The 15,556-nt window shown below is 68.0% G+C and carries 18 protein-coding genes; 2 read left to right on the top strand and 16 right to left on the bottom strand.

Annotation, left to right across the window (positions count from 1 at the left end; all coding sequences use genetic code 11):
- The first annotated feature begins 18 nt into the window (after nt 1–18).
- The gene (locus tag TCCBUS3UF1_RS09155; protein WP_014516228.1) at nt 19–567 is read left to right on the top strand and encodes a protoglobin domain-containing protein; all 549 of its coding nucleotides are present in this window, start codon (nt 19–21) and stop codon (nt 565–567) included.
- On the opposite strand, the gene dnaB is transcribed toward TCCBUS3UF1_RS09155, so the two are convergent.
- Complete coding sequence (dnaB, locus tag TCCBUS3UF1_RS09150; protein WP_041434032.1) at nt 564–1,898, bottom strand: replicative DNA helicase; 1,335 nt, start codon at nt 1,896–1,898, stop codon at nt 564–566. The two genes, TCCBUS3UF1_RS09155 and dnaB, sit on opposite strands and share 4 nt — an antisense overlap.
- A 113-nt stretch (nt 1,899–2,011) precedes the next feature.
- Between dnaB and TCCBUS3UF1_RS09145 the strand changes: the two genes are divergently transcribed.
- Nucleotides 2,012–3,658: a transglycosylase SLT domain-containing protein gene (locus TCCBUS3UF1_RS09145; protein WP_014516226.1), complete on the top strand. Its 1,647-nt coding sequence runs from the start codon at nt 2,012–2,014 to the stop codon at nt 3,656–3,658.
- Here TCCBUS3UF1_RS09145 and TCCBUS3UF1_RS09140 read toward each other — a convergent pair.
- The 15 genes from TCCBUS3UF1_RS09140 to clpB form a co-directional block, all read right to left on the bottom strand.
- Entirely contained in the window at nt 3,615–4,778 is a 1,164-nt protein-coding gene (locus TCCBUS3UF1_RS09140; RefSeq protein WP_014516225.1) for a cation:proton antiporter, read from the bottom strand. The two genes, TCCBUS3UF1_RS09145 and TCCBUS3UF1_RS09140, sit on opposite strands and share 44 nt — an antisense overlap.
- Nucleotides 4,778–5,230, bottom strand: a complete 453-nt coding sequence (locus TCCBUS3UF1_RS09135) for an HPP family protein (protein WP_014516224.1) — start codon at nt 5,228–5,230, stop codon at nt 4,778–4,780. Before TCCBUS3UF1_RS09135 ends, TCCBUS3UF1_RS09140 begins: the two co-directional genes overlap by 1 nt.
- A gap of 10 nt (nt 5,231–5,240) precedes the next feature.
- Entirely contained in the window at nt 5,241–5,873 is a 633-nt protein-coding gene (locus tag TCCBUS3UF1_RS09130) for a rhomboid family intramembrane serine protease (protein ID WP_014516223.1), read from the bottom strand.
- Entirely contained in the window at nt 5,874–6,704 is an 831-nt protein-coding gene (locus tag TCCBUS3UF1_RS09125) for an ATP-dependent Clp protease proteolytic subunit (protein WP_014516222.1), read from the bottom strand.
- Between the two features lie 50 nt (nt 6,705–6,754).
- Nucleotides 6,755–7,894, bottom strand: coding sequence for a cation:proton antiporter (locus TCCBUS3UF1_RS09120; protein WP_014516221.1), 1,140 nt, complete (start codon nt 7,892–7,894; stop codon nt 6,755–6,757).
- Nucleotides 7,894–8,364 (bottom strand): cation:proton antiporter regulatory subunit, encoded by a 471-nt coding sequence (locus TCCBUS3UF1_RS09115; protein ID WP_014516220.1) that lies wholly within the window; start codon nt 8,362–8,364, stop codon nt 7,894–7,896. Before TCCBUS3UF1_RS09115 ends, TCCBUS3UF1_RS09120 begins: the two co-directional genes overlap by 1 nt.
- Nucleotides 8,361–8,777 carry a phosphate-starvation-inducible PsiE family protein gene (locus TCCBUS3UF1_RS09110; protein WP_014516219.1) on the bottom strand — a complete coding sequence of 139 codons (417 nt, stop codon included), beginning with the start codon at nt 8,775–8,777 and terminating at the stop codon, nt 8,361–8,363. The genes TCCBUS3UF1_RS09115 and TCCBUS3UF1_RS09110 overlap by 4 nt, the downstream gene beginning before the upstream one ends.
- A 2-nt stretch (nt 8,778–8,779) precedes the next feature.
- Complete coding sequence (locus TCCBUS3UF1_RS09105) at nt 8,780–9,226, bottom strand: DUF1931 family protein (RefSeq protein ID WP_014516218.1); 447 nt, start codon at nt 9,224–9,226, stop codon at nt 8,780–8,782.
- A 92-nt stretch (nt 9,227–9,318) separates the two neighbouring features.
- Nucleotides 9,319–9,729: an Hsp20/alpha crystallin family protein gene (locus TCCBUS3UF1_RS09100; RefSeq protein WP_014516217.1), complete on the bottom strand. Its 411-nt coding sequence runs from the start codon at nt 9,727–9,729 to the stop codon at nt 9,319–9,321.
- Between the two features lie 12 nt (nt 9,730–9,741).
- A complete protein-coding gene (trxA, locus tag TCCBUS3UF1_RS09095) occupies nt 9,742–10,164 on the bottom strand; it encodes a thioredoxin (RefSeq protein ID WP_014516216.1) in 423 nt (140 codons plus the stop codon).
- Nucleotides 10,165–10,167: 3 nt separating this feature from the next.
- Nucleotides 10,168–10,854 (bottom strand): hypothetical protein, encoded by a 687-nt coding sequence (locus TCCBUS3UF1_RS09090; RefSeq protein WP_014516215.1) that lies wholly within the window; start codon nt 10,852–10,854, stop codon nt 10,168–10,170.
- 11 nt (nt 10,855–10,865) lie between these two features.
- Nucleotides 10,866–11,279 carry an Hsp20/alpha crystallin family protein gene (locus TCCBUS3UF1_RS09085; protein ID WP_014516214.1) on the bottom strand — a complete coding sequence of 138 codons (414 nt, stop codon included), beginning with the start codon at nt 11,277–11,279 and terminating at the stop codon, nt 10,866–10,868.
- 14 nt (nt 11,280–11,293) lie between these two features.
- On the bottom strand, nt 11,294–12,475 hold the full coding sequence (locus TCCBUS3UF1_RS09080; RefSeq protein WP_014516213.1) for a VLRF1 family aeRF1-type release factor: 1,182 nt from the start codon (nt 12,473–12,475) through the stop codon (nt 11,294–11,296).
- Nucleotides 12,472–12,861, bottom strand: a complete 390-nt coding sequence (locus TCCBUS3UF1_RS09075) for a ferritin family protein (protein ID WP_041433864.1) — start codon at nt 12,859–12,861, stop codon at nt 12,472–12,474. Before TCCBUS3UF1_RS09075 ends, TCCBUS3UF1_RS09080 begins: the two co-directional genes overlap by 4 nt.
- A gap of 12 nt (nt 12,862–12,873) precedes the next feature.
- A complete protein-coding gene (gene clpB, locus TCCBUS3UF1_RS09070; protein WP_014516211.1) occupies nt 12,874–15,438 on the bottom strand; it encodes an ATP-dependent chaperone ClpB in 2,565 nt (854 codons plus the stop codon).
- Nucleotides 15,439–15,556: the final 118 nt, after the last annotated feature.

The raw sequence follows: 15,556 nt of genomic DNA, 5'->3' as shown, positions 1-15,556 counted from the left end.
AGGGGGTAGATTTGTCCCGTGGACCCCGGGGACCTTTTGGAACTCCTCAAGCGCCGCACCGGCTTTACCCAGGCCCACGCCGCCCTGCTGAGGGAGCTGGGGGAGGTGATGACCCCCATCGCCCCCGAGGTGGCCCTGGCCTTTTACGACTACCTGGGGCGGGACGGGGAGCTGGCGGGGATCCTGCACGCGGTCCCGGGGAGGGTGGAGCGGCTTTACGGCACCTTCGCCCGCTGGTATGCGGAGCTTTTTGGCGGGACCTACGACCGGGCCTACGCGGAAAGGCGGCGGCGCATCGGCCTGGTGCACGCCAAGCTGGGCATAGGCCCGAGGGCCATGGTCCCCGCCATGGGCATCGTGCAGGAGCTTTCCCTGGAGCACCTGCGCACCGCCTTGCGTGGCCCCGAGGTGTTCAGCGCCGTGGAGGCCTTTGAGAAGATCCTGGCCATAGAGCTGGGCCTCATTGAGGAGAGCTACCTCGAGGCCCTCTCCTTAGGCCTATCCCTGGGGCACCGGGAACTCCGGCAGGCCCTTGCCGAGGGGGCCGCGGCCCTCCTCTCCTCCTAGGGCTCCCGGGTTAGGTCGTTGAAGCGCACGTGCTGGGCGTGGAACTGGAGTTCCACGGTGCCCGTGGGCCCGTTCCGCTGCTTGCCCACGATGATCTCCGCCACCCCCAACTTTTCCGAGTGGGGGTTGTAGTACTCGTCCCGGTAGATGAACATCACCAGGTCGGCGTCCTGTTCAATGGAGCCCGACTCCCTGAGGTCGGAGAGCATGGGGCGCTTGTTGGGCCTGGCCTCCACCGCCCGGGAGAGCTGGCTTAGGGCGATGACCGGGATGTGGAGCTCCCGGGCCAAGGCCTTGAGCCCGCGGGAGATGGCGGCGATCTCCTGCTGCCGGTTTTCCCCCCCCTTGTTCCCCCCGGGGCCGGACATGAGCTGCAGGTAGTCGATGATGAGGAGGCCCACCCCGTGCTGGCTTTTGAGGCGGCGGGCCCGGGCCCGCAGCTCCATCAGGGTCAGGTCCGGGGTGTCGTCAATGAAGATGGGGGCCTCGGAGAGGCGGCCCGCCACGTCCACCAGCTTGGAGAAGTCCCGGTCCGTGAGCTGGCCCAGGCGCACCCGGTTCATGTCAATGCGGGCCTCCGAGCACATCATGCGCAGGGTGAGCTGGGCCGCCGGCATCTCCAGGGAGTAGATCCCCACCCCCACCCCCTCCTTGAGGGCCGCGTGCTGGGCGATGGTGAGGGCGAAGGCGGTCTTCCCCATGGCGGGCCGGGCGGCGATGATGTTTAAGGAGCCTGGGGAGAGGGTGCCGATGAGGCTGTCCAAGTCCTTGAAGCCGGTGCGCACCCCGGCCACCTCCCCCTTGTTTTGGAATAGGGCCTCGATGTGCTCAAAGGTCTCGTGGACCAGCTCCCGCATGGCCCTGGCCTCGGTGTCCGTCTGGGTGAGGGCCACCTCCAGGATCTTCTTGCCCGCGGTGTCCAGGATCTCGTCTAGGCTGCCTGCCTCCTCGTAGGCCAGGCGCATGGCCTCCCCCGCGGCCTGGATCAGCTTGCGCAGGGTCCACTTTTCCGCCACGATGCGGGCGTAGTGCTCGGCGTAGGCCGCGGTGGGGGTGGCCTCGGAGAGCTGCACCAGGTAGCTCACCCCCCCGAGGCCCTCCAGCTCCCCCCGGCGGGAGAGCTCCTCGGAGAGGGTGACCAGGTCCACGGGCCGGTTCTGGGCCCGGAGGGCTTGCATGGCCCCGTAGATCTTGCGGTGGGCTTCGGCGTAGAAGGCCTCGGGGGAGGGGAGGAGGCCTTCCAGCTCGTCCAGGACATCGGAGTCCAGGAGAATGGCCCCCAGCACGCTCTGCTCGGCCTCGAGGCTGTGGGGGGGAATACGGCCTTCCATAGCCATAGGCTCCCCTAGGGTACGCCGGCTTTCCCCTGGGTGCCAGGGGGCTACCGCTGAGGGAAGCATTGCCTTCTCGTCCGCCTCTCAGGCGCAAGGGGTAGGGTGAGGCCATGCGCTGGCTTTTCCCCCTCTTCTTCCTCGCCGCTTGCCAGGCCCAGGACCTGCCCCCGGGGTACGCCCCCCTGGAAGGGGGAGGGGTGGAGGCGGTGCGCCAGGTGGCCCTAGGGGGGGAAGGGTACGCCCGGATGCTGGCGGGCTGGCGCCTGGTGGACCGGGAGGAGATCCCCTTGGCCGAGCGGGCGGAGTACGCCTGGCGCTACGCCCTCTTCCTGGAGGGGGCCCGGGCCTTTGAGCCTGGGTGGGAGGCCAAGGCGGCCTGGCGGGTGGCCGCCCCCCTCCTGGAAAGGGCCCAGGACCCCCGGGCCTTCGCCGCTTGGCAACGGCTTCTGCCCCAGGAGGAGGCGGTGGCCGCCCTTTTGCGCCTGGGGGCGGGGGAGCCCCTTTGGGAGGCCCTGTTCCGCGGCCAGGCCTACGAGGCCCTCCTGCGGGTGCTGCCCCAAGGGGCCAGGCCCGACCTAAGGGCCCAGGCCCTTTACCGCCTGGGGCGCTACCGGGAAGCCCTGCCCCACTACCGGGCCTGGGCGGAGCGGGACCCTAGGGGCTACCTGGGCCTGGGCTACGCCCTTTGGCGCCTTGGGCGGCGGGAGGAGGCCCTATGGGCCCTAGGGCGCTACGACCGCCCGGAAAGCCGCTACGCCCAGGCCCGGATCCGGGAGGAGATGGGGCAGAAGGAGGAGGCCCTTTCCCTCTACCGGAGGAGCACCCCCGAGGGGCTTTGGCAGGCCACGGCCCTCCTGGAGCGGGCCGGGCTTGCCCGGGAGGCCCTGTCCCTGTACCTGGAACTGGCCCAAAGCCCTACCCCCTTCGCCGACGACGCCGCCTTGCGGGCTTACCTCCTGGCCGGGGAGCTGGGCCTGCCGGGGGTGCGGGAGGAGGCCTACGCCCTCCTTTCCGGTGGGCTTGGCCTCCTCGTGGGCAAGACCCCGGACCCACCCCCGCCCCCGCCGGAGGCCCCCTCCCCGCCCGAGGCCCCCCGGGTGGAGGCCCTGCTGGGGGCGGGCCAGGAGGCCTGGGCCCGGGGGGAGGTGCGCTATGCCCTTTGGCAGCGCCCCGGGGACTGGCCGGCCCTGGTTCCCCTCCTCTACCGCCTGGGGGCCTACCGGGAGGGGATCCGGGCTGCCTGGCCCACCGCCTTGGCCTACCCTCGGGCCTACGGGGAGTGGGTGGAGGCCTATGCCCGCCGTGAGGGCCTGGACCCCCACCTCCTCTACGCCCTCCTCCACGTGGAAAGCCGCTTTGACCCCAAGGCGGTGAGCCCCACGGGGGCCCTGGGACTGGGGCAGTTCCTCCGCGGCACCTGGGCGGACGTGGCCCGGATGCTGGGGGAGCCCCCCGCCGACCCCATGGACCCTGAGGCCAGCATCCGCTACGCCGCCCGCTACCTGCGCTGGCTTCTGGAGCGGTGCCAGGCCTTGGGCCTCGAGGGGATGGAAAGGACAGCCTGCGCCCTCACCGCCTACAACGGGGGGATCGGCTACACCTCCAGGGGCCTGGCCCAGGAGGGGGGGCTTTGGGCCTTCCTGCGCTTCCAGGAGCGGGATGAGCCCCGGGAGTACCTGGCCAAGGTGCTATCCGCCTACGCCGCTTACCGGGCTATTCCTTGGCCTGGCGCAGGCCCCGCTCCGTCCAGGCGATGAGGGGCTTGAGGGCAAAGGGGGCGAAGAGGGTGGTGAAGACCACCATGAAGAGGACGATGGCGTACTCCTCCTCGTTGACCGCCCCCGCCGCCAGGCCCAGGGCCGCCACGATGAGCCCCACCTCCCCCCGGGGGGCCATCCCCACCCCCACGGTGAGGGCGGAGCGCACCCCCTGGGTCAGGGCCCCCAGGAACCCCCCCAGAACCTTGCCCAGGATGGCGATGAGGGTAACCACCCCCCCTGCCGCCAGGATGGCGGGGGAGAGGAGGGCGGAAAGCTCCAGCCGCACCCCCACCATGGCGAAGAAGAGGGGGGCCAAAAAGCCCTCAATGGCGAAGATGGGCTCCTCCAGGCGGTACTTCTCCCGCACCTCAGCAAGGAGCATCCCCCCCAAAAACGCCCCCACGATGGGGGCCAGACCGATGGAGGCCGCCAGGGCGGCCATCCCCACCCCCAGGGCCAGGGCGAAGCCCACCGGGCTTCCCACCGGGAGCCTCTCCAGGGGCAGCCGGGCGAAGAGGGGGGAGAGGAAGACGGCCAGGCCCACGAAGAGCAAGGAGAGGAGGATGAGCCTCAAGATGGCCCCCATCTCCACCTGTCCGGTCTGGGCCACCCCGTTCACCACCGCCAACACGATGAGCCCCAGGACGTCGTCGATGACCGCCGCCCCCAGGATGATGCGGGCGTAGGGGCGGGAGAGGACCCCCAGCTCCTGCAGCACCCGGGCGGTGATGCCCACGCTGGTGGCCACCAAGGCTGTGCCCAGGAAGAGGGAAGGCAGGGTGGCGAAGCCGATCTGGACGCCGAAGAGGTACCCCCCCACGAAGGGGAAGGCCACGCCCAAAATGGCTACCAAAAAGGCCTCCTTGCCCACGGCCAGGATGTCCCGCAGCCGGGTTTCTAGCCCCACCATGAAGAGGAGGAAGATGGCCCCCAGCTCCGCCAGGAACTCCAGGATCTCCCCCTCGTGCACCAGGCCCAGGATGGCCGGGCCCACCAGGATGCCGGCCAGGACCTCCCCGATGACCACCGGCTGGTTCAGCCGCTTGAAGAGGAAGGCCATGACCTGGGCCGCCAGGATAAGGTAAAATACCTCCAGGATATGCCCAGCCCCGTGCATCAGCCCCTCCGGAGGATGAGCTTGAGGAAGTCGCTGCGGGTGAGGATGCCCACCACGCGGTTGGACCCGTCCACCACCGGCAGGTGGCGGATCTCGCGGGTGAGGAGGACCTCCAGGGCCTTCCCCACCGGGTCCTCGGGGTGGACCCGGGGGATGTCCGTGCGCATCACCGCCTTCACCGGGGTCTTCTGGTAGCGGCGGTAGATGTCCTGGAGGAAGTTGCCGTCTACCCATTCCCCAAAGAGCTGCAGGGCCTCCACATCGGAGAAGGGAACGTTCTCGGGCCGGGGCAGGAGTTCCTCCACCTGGAGAAGGCCCAGAAGGTACCCCTCCCGGTCCACCACGGGCAGGCTGCCGTAGCGCTTTTCCAGGATGCGCCGGGCGGCCTCCTCCAGGGTGGCCTCGGGCCCGATGGTGTCCGGGTCCTTGGTCATCAGCTCCTGGACTTTCATGGCCTAGAGTCTACCAACGCCGCCACCTGGGGGCAAACCGGTGGGCCAGGAAGACGCCGAAAAGAAAGCCCCCCAGGTGGGCCCACCAGGCCACCCCCGGCAGGCCCAGAAGTCCCTGGAGGAGTTGGAGGAAGGCCCAGTACCCCAGGTAGAACCCTGCGGGCAGGGTGAGGAAAAGGGGGAAGATGAAGAAGACCAGGGAGACCACGTAGGCCCGGGGGAAGAGGGCGTAGTAGGCCCCCAGCACCGCGGAAACCGCCCCGCTGGCCCCGATCATGGGCACGGGGCTTAAGGGAGCGGCAAGCCCCTGGGCTAGGGCCGCGGCCACGCCCCCCAGGAGGTAAAAGAGGAGGAAGCGCCCGTGGCCCAGCCGGTCTTCCACGTTGTCCCCAAAGACCCAGAGGAACCACATATTGGAGAGAATGTGGAAAAACCCCCCGTGCAGGAACATGCTGGTGAGGAGGCGGTACCCCTCCCCCACGGGGTCTTGGAAGAAGCGGGCGGGGATGAAGCCGTAGGCCTGGGCCGAGGCCTCTAGGCCCCAAAGGAGCTGCCAGAGGAAGGCTAAGGCGTTGAGGAGCACCAGGCCCTTGACCACGTAGGCCGGGCGGCGGGCGTGGTTCAGGTCGTAAAGGGGGAACACCTACCGCCTCCCCCCTTCCTGCCGGTAGGGAAGGGGGACGTACTGCACGCTGGGCTTGCCCCCCTGGGCCTGGGGGTAGAGGTCCATGAGCTCGTAGACCTCGAGGGGCATCTCCGTGCGCACGTTGAGGCCTAGGGCCCGGGCCTGGGCCACGTCAATGGGGTAGTCGTGGGTCCAGGTGCCCTGGGAGAGGAGATGGGCCACCTCCTCGGCCCTGTCCTCGGGCATGTGCTTGCGCAAAAGGCCTTTCACCGTGGCCTTGACCTGCTTCAGGGCCTTTTCCGCCACGTCCGCCAGGATCAGGGTCTGGTCGTCGATCTCGGAGAGGGGCTTTTTCTCCAGAACCTTCAGGAGGCTGGCCGCCGGGTACTGGCCGAGCTGGGGGTCCACCGGGCCCAGCACGGCGTTTTCGTCCATGACGATCTCGTCGGCGGCCAGGGCGATGAGGGTACCCCCGGACATGGCGTAGTGGGGGACGAAGACCGTGACCTTGGCCGGGTGGCGCAGGAGGGCCTCGGCGATCTGTTCCGCGGCCAGGACCAGCCCCCCCGGGGTGTGGAGGACCAGATCGATGGGCATGTTCTTGTCCGTGAGGCGGATGGCCCTCAACACCTGTTCGGAATCGTCAATGCTGATGAAGCGGCTGATGGGGATGCCAAGGAAACTCACCGCCTCCTGGCGGTGGATGAGGGTGATGACCCGGCTACCCCGCTTGCGTTCCAACTCGGCGATTTTGCGGGCCCTGGCCCCTAGGAGCATCTGCTGTTGCAGGTAGGGGCTTAGGGCGGAAAGGATGAAGAAAAGCCAGAAAAGTTGGAAAAAAACCTCCATAGGGCCTCCGGAAAGAGCATAGCCTCTCCCCTTGGGGAAGGCAAGGAACCTTAGCCGGGCTTGGTGGAAAGAGGGCCCTTGGGTCGCGGCCCTTCCCGGAAGAGAAGCCCCCCCAGCTCGGGGGCGAAGCGGATGAGGAGGGCCCCCAAGGGTATGGAAAGGAGGACCAAGAGCACGGCCACCTGGGCCACCAGGGGGTAGCCCTGGGCCAGGGCCAGGCTCCCTAGGACCAGGTTGAACTCCCCCCGGGGCACCAGGTAAAAGGCAGCGTAGAGCCGGCGCTTGCGGCCAAGCCCCGCGCGCTGGGCCCCCAGGTGGTTGAGGGGAAGCTTGAGGGCCAGGGCCAGGAGGGCAAGGGCAACCATTCCAGGGGTCAGGCCGTGGAAGAGCCCCATGGCCTGGGCTCCCACCACCAGGAAGAAAAGGGCCACCCCCAGGTCCCGCACCGGCCCGAAGAGCTCCTCCAAGCGTTGGCGAAGCCCAAGACCCGCGGCGATCACCCCGGCGAGGAAGGCCCCCACGCCTTCCGAGGCTCCCGTGGCGTGGAAGAGGAGGGCGGTGCCGCTGGTGAAGGCCGCCCCCAGGAGGAGGATCAGCTCGTGGGAGAGGCCTTCCATGACCCCCACCAGCCGGGGGCCTGCCAGGCGGGCGAAAAGGAGGTAGAGGAGGGCAAGGCCGAGGCCTCCCAGGAACCCCCCGGGCCCTTGTCCTCCGAGAAGGGCCAGGAGCAGGGCCACCACAAGGTCCTCCAGCACCAGAACCCCAAGCACCACCTCGCTTTCCGGGTTGGCTGCCCGGCGCAGGTCAATGATGAGCTTGACGATCACCGCGCTGGAGCTTACGTAGATGACCCCGGCCAGCAGGGCCGCCCCCCGCCAGTCCAGCCCCACCAGGAGGCCCAGGAGGAAGCCCAAGGGGAGGGCCAAGGCGTCGTAAAGCCCGGCCTGCAGGCTCTTGCCGGAGAGTTCCCTGAGGCGGTCGGGCCCGAACTCCAGCCCTACGGAGAAGAGGAGGAGCAAGAGCCCCAGGGAGGGCAGGGGCTCCAGCTCCTCCACGGGGAGCCTTTCCCCAAGGAGGAGGCCCGTGAGCAGGTAAACCGGCAAGGGGGGAAAGCCCAGGCGGTGGACCAAGGCCGCTCCCAGGGCCAAGAACCCGGCGGCCAGGGCGAAGGCCTCGAGGGAGGGGTGCATCAGAGCCGCTCCTTGAGGGCTTCCACCGCCTCGCGGGTGCCCGCCACCACCAGGGTGTCCCCCACCTCTAGGAGGGTGTCTGGAGGGGGGTTGGGGATGAGGGGGGCTCCGGGCCGGTCCACGGCCAGGAGGTGGGCCCCCGGGGGCAGGGGCATCTCCGCCACCCGCCGGCCCGCCAGCCTGGTGCCCGGCAGGATCCGGATCCACTCGATCACCTTTTCCCCCAGCTTGCTCCGGGTGTTCCCTACCGCCTCGGGGTGGAACAGGACCCCAGCCAGAATCGCCCCCAGCTCCCGCGCCTCCTCGTCCGTGAGGTCTAGGGCCGCGGCGGGCTCGTCGGCATCCCCCTCAAAGTACTGCAGCTCCCGTTTGCCCGAGGTGTGGACCACGATCACCAGGCGGTCCCCGCTCCTCACGGTGATGGTGTACTTCCGCCCCACCCCCGGGAGCACCGCTTCCTCTACCCTCATCGCTCCCTCCTGGGCGAGAACCGTACCGCCAGGGTGCGCCCGCCCACCAGGGCCAGGATGCCCATGGTCCACAGGAAGAGGTCCAGCCCGGAGAGCTTTTCGGCGAAGAGCAGGAGGAGGAGTTCCCTGAGGGCTAGGGCCACCCCGATCTCCAGAAGGACCTCCAGGCGCACCCGGTCCAGTTCAAAGTACTCCACGAAGACCCGGACCAGCTCCAGGACGATGACCAGGCTGAGGACGTTGGTGATGAGTTCCTTCAAACCCAGGCGCACCGTGGGTTCGGACAGGGTGAGGCCGAGTTCCAAAAACGTCCGCCCCACCCCCACGAAAAGCCCCACCAGCAGGGCCACCACCACCAGGTTGAAGACCAGGCGGGTGGCCCCCCGGTAAAGGGCGAGGAGGGCCTCCTGCATGGCTAGAGGAGGAGGTTAAAGACCCGCTCCGCCCGCTCGTGGTGGGGGGTTTGCGGGTTCTTGAGAGCGGGGTCCAGCTCCTTCAGGGTGCGGGCGTAGGCCACCACCAAGGCCCCGGCCAGCTCGGGGAGGAGCTGGCGCACATCCTCCGAGACCTCCAGGTCCAGGGGCGGCAAAGCGGCCAAGGCGTCCAGCACGGGTTTAAGCTCCAAGGTGGTGTCCATCTGGCGGAACGCCTTCAGGGTTTCCTGGAGACCCTTGGTGATGGGCAGGTCGGGCTCAAAGATGATGTCCCGGCCGTTGTACTTGGCGTTCCGCTCCGCCGCCACCAAAAGGTCGTAAAGCTTGTTCCGGAGGAAGTCGGAAAGCCGCTTTAGGTCGTTTTTGTCCACGTCCAGCCCCGCCGCCAGGCGGAAGAGCTTTTCAAACTCCGCTACCTTCATCAACATGGCCATCCCTCCACGTACCAGGGTAGTAGATTGCGCGCCATGATGTCAAGTTGATTGATAAAAGAAGGCTCCGCCTGACGGCGGAGCAACCCCTAAGCTTCCTGCACGGGGATCCGCACCGGGGGTTCGGCGGGGCGCTCCTCCCGCGGGATCCTCACCTCCAAAACCCCCTTGCTCAGGCGGGCCGTGATGCCCTCCTTCTTGGCATCCTTGGGCAGGAGGTAGGCGCGGTAGATCTTGCCGTAGACGATTTCCGCCAAGTGCTTGGTGCGCTTTTCCTCCCGCTTTTCCCCCTCAATCACCAGCTGGTCCCCCTCCAGGCGCACCTCCAGGTTCTCGGGGCCGAGGCCCGGCACCTCCACTCTAAGGAGGTAGTGGTCCTCGTGCTCGGAGAGCTCCGAGAGGGGCTCCAGGGTTTCCACCTCTTGGAAGGCCTTTTCCAAGGCTTCTTCAAAGGCCTTGCGCACCCGGTTCCTGCCAAAGGGCCAAAGCTTTTCCAGCATCCTCCACCTCCTTCAGGCCAGATAGGGCCTCAGGCGCTCCTCCAGGACCCGCTTGGGGCTCGCTCCCACCCAGGTGGCCACCGGGTGGCCCCGCTGGAAGAGGACCAGGGTGGGGATGCTCATCACCCTATGGCGGGCGGCGAGGCCCGGGTTTTCATCGGTGTTCACCTTCACCACCTTGAGCTTGCCGGCGTGCTCCCGGGCCAGGTCCTCCAAGATGGGGGCCACCATCCGGCAGGGCCCGCACCAGGGCGCCCAGAAGTCCACCAGGACCAGGGGCGCCCCCGCCACCTCTTCTTGGAAGCGCTTCTCGTCCGCCTCCACGATCCAGGGCAAGGGGGCTTTGCAGGCCCCGCAAACCGGCACCTGGCCGGGCGGGGGCGTCCCTAGCCGGTTCTTGGCGCCGCAGTTGGGGCAGACCACCACCTTATCCATGCCTTAGCGCACGTTCCCCGTTTCCAGCTTGCGGGCGCGGAGGTCTAAAAGGCTGTATTCCCCTTCGGAAAGGTCGCCGGGGACTACCACCCAGCTCGCCCCCAGCATCTCGTGCTTCTGGCCCTTGCCGGCCACGATGGCCAAGAGGGGGTTATGGGTCTTGATGAGGTGGGCCACCTCGTGGGAGCCCCCCTCGCCCAGGCCCTTGTGGTGGGGCATGGTGTGGAAGAGGAAGATGCGGGGGTAGTCCTTAAGCTCCCAAAGGGTCTTTAGGTGGTACTCCGCCACCCAGGCGGGGTAGCGCAGGGCCTCGTGCTCCTCGGGCTCGCTGTCGTCGGTGATGGTCCCGCCCACCCCTGCCACCAGGTAGGGGCCCTTCCAGAAGGTGAAGGTTTCGTGGACGCTCCGCATCTCGGGGCGGACCAGCTCAATGTTGGCCGCCTCCCGCAGGTACTCCCAGATGGGGGCGTCCTCGGGGCCGGGGATGTAGGCGGTGGGCAGGTGCGCCTCGGCCAGGATGCGGAAGAAGGCGGCGTAGTCCCGGCTTTTCGCCGTCTTGGGCATGAGGTTACCGATGACGGCGATGGCGTCCGCCCCCGTGTCCGGGGCCACCTTGACGAACTTCTCCAAGGCCTCGAGGTCGCCCATGGGGTTAGAGGTAGCGAGGATGTACCGCACCGTGCGCCGCATACTTCACCTCCTCACTCCACCTGAACCTGGATCTTCTTGGGCCGGGTGGCCTCCGCCTTGGGCATCAGAAGGTGCAAGACCCCGTGGCGGAACCGGGCCTGCACCCGGGAAAGGTCGTAGGTGCTGGGCACGTTGAAGCTCCGGGCGAAGGTGCCGTAGGGGCCTTCCAGGCGGTGGTAGGCCACCCCTTCTTGCTTCTCTAGAGGCCGCTCCGCCTTCACGGAGAGCACGCCTTCCTCCGCCACCACCTCCACCTTCTCGGGGTCCACCCCGGGGAGGTAAACGAGGAGGTGGAGCCCCTCGGCGTCCTCCATCACGTCCACGGGCGGGGCGTAGACCCTAGGCCCCTGCCCTTGGGGCGCAAAGGCCCGCGCCAGCCTTTCCTGAAGCTCCTCCAGTTCCCTAAAAGGATCAAACCGCAACACCTTCCATCACCTCCTTACCACCTCAAGAGCGCGGCCATCCCCCCGCGCTCAAGAAGCCGTTTCTCCGCCTCGCCGCGCACGAACTCCAGCCTGGTGGCGTAGCCGGCGGCGAGCTCGGGCAACACCACGGCCAGGGGCTTAGCCTCGGGCCGCTCGCAGGCCGAGAGGGCCTTCGCCTCCTCGGCGAAGTAAAACCCGTCGCAGGCGTAAACCCCCTGGTCCAAGGTCCAGGGCAGGACCCAGACCTCCACCCGCCCCTCCTGCACCCTGTCCAGGACCTCGGGGCCGAAGACCGCCTTGGGGTAGGCCTCTTCCAGGCTTTCTAGGAGCTCCAGCTCCTTGGCCCGCTCAATGGCCAAAAGCTCCGGCTCCAGCCGCTTCAGCACCTGGCCGGGGGTGGCGTTGGGGTGGGGGAGGGAGGGGAGGAGGGCCACCACCTTCTCCTTCAGGCGCTTGGGCAGGTAGCCCAAGAAGAGCTTGGTGTGCTCCTCCGGTCCCATGAGGACGAGGCGGGTGAAGCCCCGGGCCTCCACGAGCTTTTCCAGCTCATGGGCCAAGGTCTTGTAAAAGCGCTCCTCCCAGGCCTCGAGGCGCTTGGCGAAGAGGTCCTGTCCCGCCCCGCCCCGGGAGATGCCCGCCAGGTTGAAGCGGCGGCCCGGGGCGTCCAAGCTGAGGCGGCGCCAAGCCTCGGTGTCCAGGGCCAGGAAGGCGTCATGGACCTCCCCGATCTCCCCCAGGAAGACCTCAAAGACCCGCCAGCGCTCCTGGTCCACGTAGACCACGCCGTAGCGCTCGTACTCGTCCAGGGCGTAGACCAGGGGGAGGAGGAAGGGGGCGCCGTAATGGGCCAAGGTCCCGTTGGTGAGCAGGCGGCTTTCCTTTTCGTCCAGGAACTGGGTTTTCACCCCGCTCACCAAGGGAAGCTCCACCTGGAGGAGGAGGACCTCAAAGACGTCGTCCCCGGCGAAGAAGACCGCCGTCTTGGCCTCCAGCACCTGGTTCTTCAGGACCTCCAAGACCTTTTCCGCCAGGGCCTCCGGCACCTTCAGGGCCTTCATGGCGTCCTTGGCCCGCAGGGCGTAGGCCTTGCCGGCGTTTTCCGGCTTGGCCGGGTTGACGTCCACGTAAAGGGAAAGGATGGGTTCCTGGGCCGCTATTCCCTCCTTGATCCGCTGGATATCCGCCTTGGTGATCATAGGCTTCCTCCCAAAAGGGCCACCGCCTTGCGCACCGCCTCCTGGTTCAGCCGTTCCTCCTGCCCAAGCCGGGTGAAAAGGGCCTCCAGCTCCGGCTCGGGCAGGGTGCTTTCCAGGTAGTAGGCCCGGTCAAACCCCTCCTCGGAGAGGAGGCGCACCAGGGCCTCCCACCCCACCTCCTCCACCTTGGGCGTGGGGGGGAGGGAGGCCCCGTGCCGGCGCAGGGCCTCGGCCAGGGCCTCGGCGTGGGCCCGCTCCCGCGCCGCCACCTCCTGGAGGAGGGCCCGGAGGTGGGGGTAGGGTACCCCCTCCGCTGCCCGCTCGGCGCGCAGGGCATCCTGAAGTTCGTCCTGGTAGGCTTTTTGCAGCACGGCCACCACGTCCATGCCTCCTCCTTCCTAGGCTTCCACCCGTTCCTCGCTACGGAAGATGAGGCCCGCGGGTCCCGCGTCCACCACCACCCGGCTTCCCTCCACGATCTCCCCTGCCAGGATCCTTTTGGCCAAGGGGGTTTCCAGCTCCCGCCCGATGACCCGCTTCAGGGGCCTTGCGCCGAAGACGGGGTCAAAGCCCCGTTCCGCCAAGAAGTCCTTGGCCGCCTCGGTGAGCTCCAGGGCGATGCGCTTCTCCGCAAGCCGGGCCCGGAGCTGGGCCAGCTGGATCTCCACGATGGCGCGGAGCTGCTCCCGGGTAAGGGGCCGGAAGACCACGATCTCGTCCAGGCGGTTCAGGAACTCGGGGCGGAAGTGCCTTTGCAGGATGGCGAAGACCTCCTCCCGGATCCGCTCGTAGGGCCAGCCCTTCTGGATGCCCTCCAGGATGATGGGGCTTCCCAGGTTGGAGGTGAGGATGATCACGGTGTTGCGGAAGTCCACGGTGCGCCCGTGGGAGTCGGTGAGGCGGCCATCGTCCAGGATCTGCAGGAGGAGGTTGAAGACGTCGGGGTGGGCCTTCTCGATCTCGTCAAAGAGGATCACGGTGTAGGGCCGCCGCCGCACGGCCTCCGTGAGCTGCCCCCCTTCCTCGTAGCCCACGTAGCCGGGCGGGGCCCCGATGAGGCGGCTCACGGCGTGCTTCTCCATGTACTCCGTCATGTCTATGCGCACCATGGCCTCCTCGGTGTCAAAGAGGGTGGCGGCCAGGGTCTTGGCCAGCTCCGTCTTGCCCACCCCCGTGGGGCCCAGGAAGAGGAAGCTGCCGATGGGGCGGCCAGGGTCTTTGAGGCCGGCCCGGGCCCTGCGGATGGCGTCGGCCACGGCCCTGATGGCCTCCTCCTGGCCCACCACCCGCCTGTGCAGCTCCTCCTCTAGCCGCAAGAGCTTCTCCCTTTCCCCTTCCAGGAGCCTGGCCACGGGGATCCCTGTCCAGCGGGAAACGATCTCGGCGATGTCCTCCTCCGTGACCTCCAAGCGGACAAAGCGGGCCCCCTTGAGCTTTTCCGAAAGGGCTTCCACCTCGGCCTCGAGGCGGGGAAGCTCCCCGTAGCGGAGCTCGGCGGCCCGGTTCAGGTCGTACTGGCGCTCGGCCAGCTCAATCTGCCGCCGCACCTCGTCCAAGCGGTGCTGGGCTTCCCTGAGCTTCCGCAAAACCTCCCGCTCCGCCTCCCATTCCGCCCGGAGCTTGGCGATCTCCTGGGTGAGGTGGGCGATCTCCTCCTCAATGGCCTTGAGGCGCTCCAGGGAGTCGGGGTCTTTTTCCTTTTTGAGGGCCTCCCGCTCGATCTCCAGCTGGAGCTTTTTCCTCTCCAGGGCGTCGATCTCCTCGGGGGCGCTTTCCAGGGCCATGCGCAGCCGGGCCGCGGCCTCGTCCACCAGGTCAATGGCCTTGTCGGGGAGGCGCCTTTCCGTGATGTAGCGGTGGGAGAGGACCGCCGCGGCCACGATGGCCGGGTCGGAGATGCGCACCCCGTGGTGGACCTCGTACTTCTCCTTGATGCCCCGCAGGATGGAGATGGTGTCCTCCACGCTGGGCTCGTCCACGTAGACCGGCTGGAAGCGCCGCTCTAGGGCCGGGTCCTTCTCGATCTCCCGGTACTCGTCCAGGGTGGTGGCCCCGATGAGCCTGAGCTCCCCCCGGGCCAGGGCGGGCTTGAGCATGTTGCCGGCGTCCACCGCCCCCTCGGCCTTCCCCGCTCCCACCACGGTGTGGAGCTCGTCAATGAACAGGATGATCTCCCCTTGGCTTTCCACCACCTCCTGGATCACGGCCTTCAGGCGCTCCTCAAACTCTCCCCGGTACTTGGCCCCGGCCAGGAGGGAGCCCATCTGCAAGGAGATGATCCGCTTGCCCTTGAGCCCCTCCGGCACATCCCCCTTGACGATGCGCTGGGCCAGGCCCTCCACGATGGCCGTCTTGCCCACCCCGGGCTCGCCGATGAGCACGGGGTTGTTCTTGGTGCGGCGCAGGAGGATCTGGATGACCCGCCGGATCTCCTCGTCCCGGCCAATGACGGGATCCAGCTTGCCCTGGGCCGCCAGGGACGTGAGGTCCAGGCCATACTGCTCCAGGGCTCGGTAGGTGTTCTCGGCATGTTCCGTGTCCACAGTTTTCCCTCCCCTAAGTTCCCGCAGGGCGGCCTTGAAGGCTTCCGGCCCGGGAAGCCCCGGGGTGGCCTCGGCCAGGGCCAGGACCAGGGTGTCCAGGGCGAGAAACCGGTCCTTGAGTTCCCCCATCAGGGCCTCGGCCCGCCCGAAGACCCCGGAGAGGCGGGGGGTAAGGTACTGCCCCCCTTCCGCCCCTTCCACCCGGGGCAGCCGGGCCAGCTCCCGCTCCGCCTCCTCCTTCAGGGCCTTGGGGTCTGCCCCCGCCTTCTCCAAAAGGCGCCAGGCCAGGCCCCCGGGGTCCCGCAGAAGGACCGCCCACAGGTGGGGCAGGTCTATGGCCTGGTGCTTCATCCCCCGGGCCAGGACCTGAGCCTGGGCCAAGGCTTCGCGGGCGGTTTGCGTCCAGCGGTCCAGCTGCATACCCCTTGCCTCCTGCTATCTTTAGCATATCCCTTGCTATGAACGTTGTCAAGTTGATTGAGAAGGTAACGGGGAGAAAAGGGGGGAAAGGGTTAGGGGAAAGGGGGAACGGGAACGC

This window comes from Thermus sp. CCB_US3_UF1, assembly GCF_000236585.1.
In the GTDB taxonomy this organism is placed as follows: Bacteria; Deinococcota; Deinococci; order Deinococcales; family Thermaceae; genus Thermus.
This window is presented reverse-complemented; position numbering and strand designations above follow the sequence as displayed.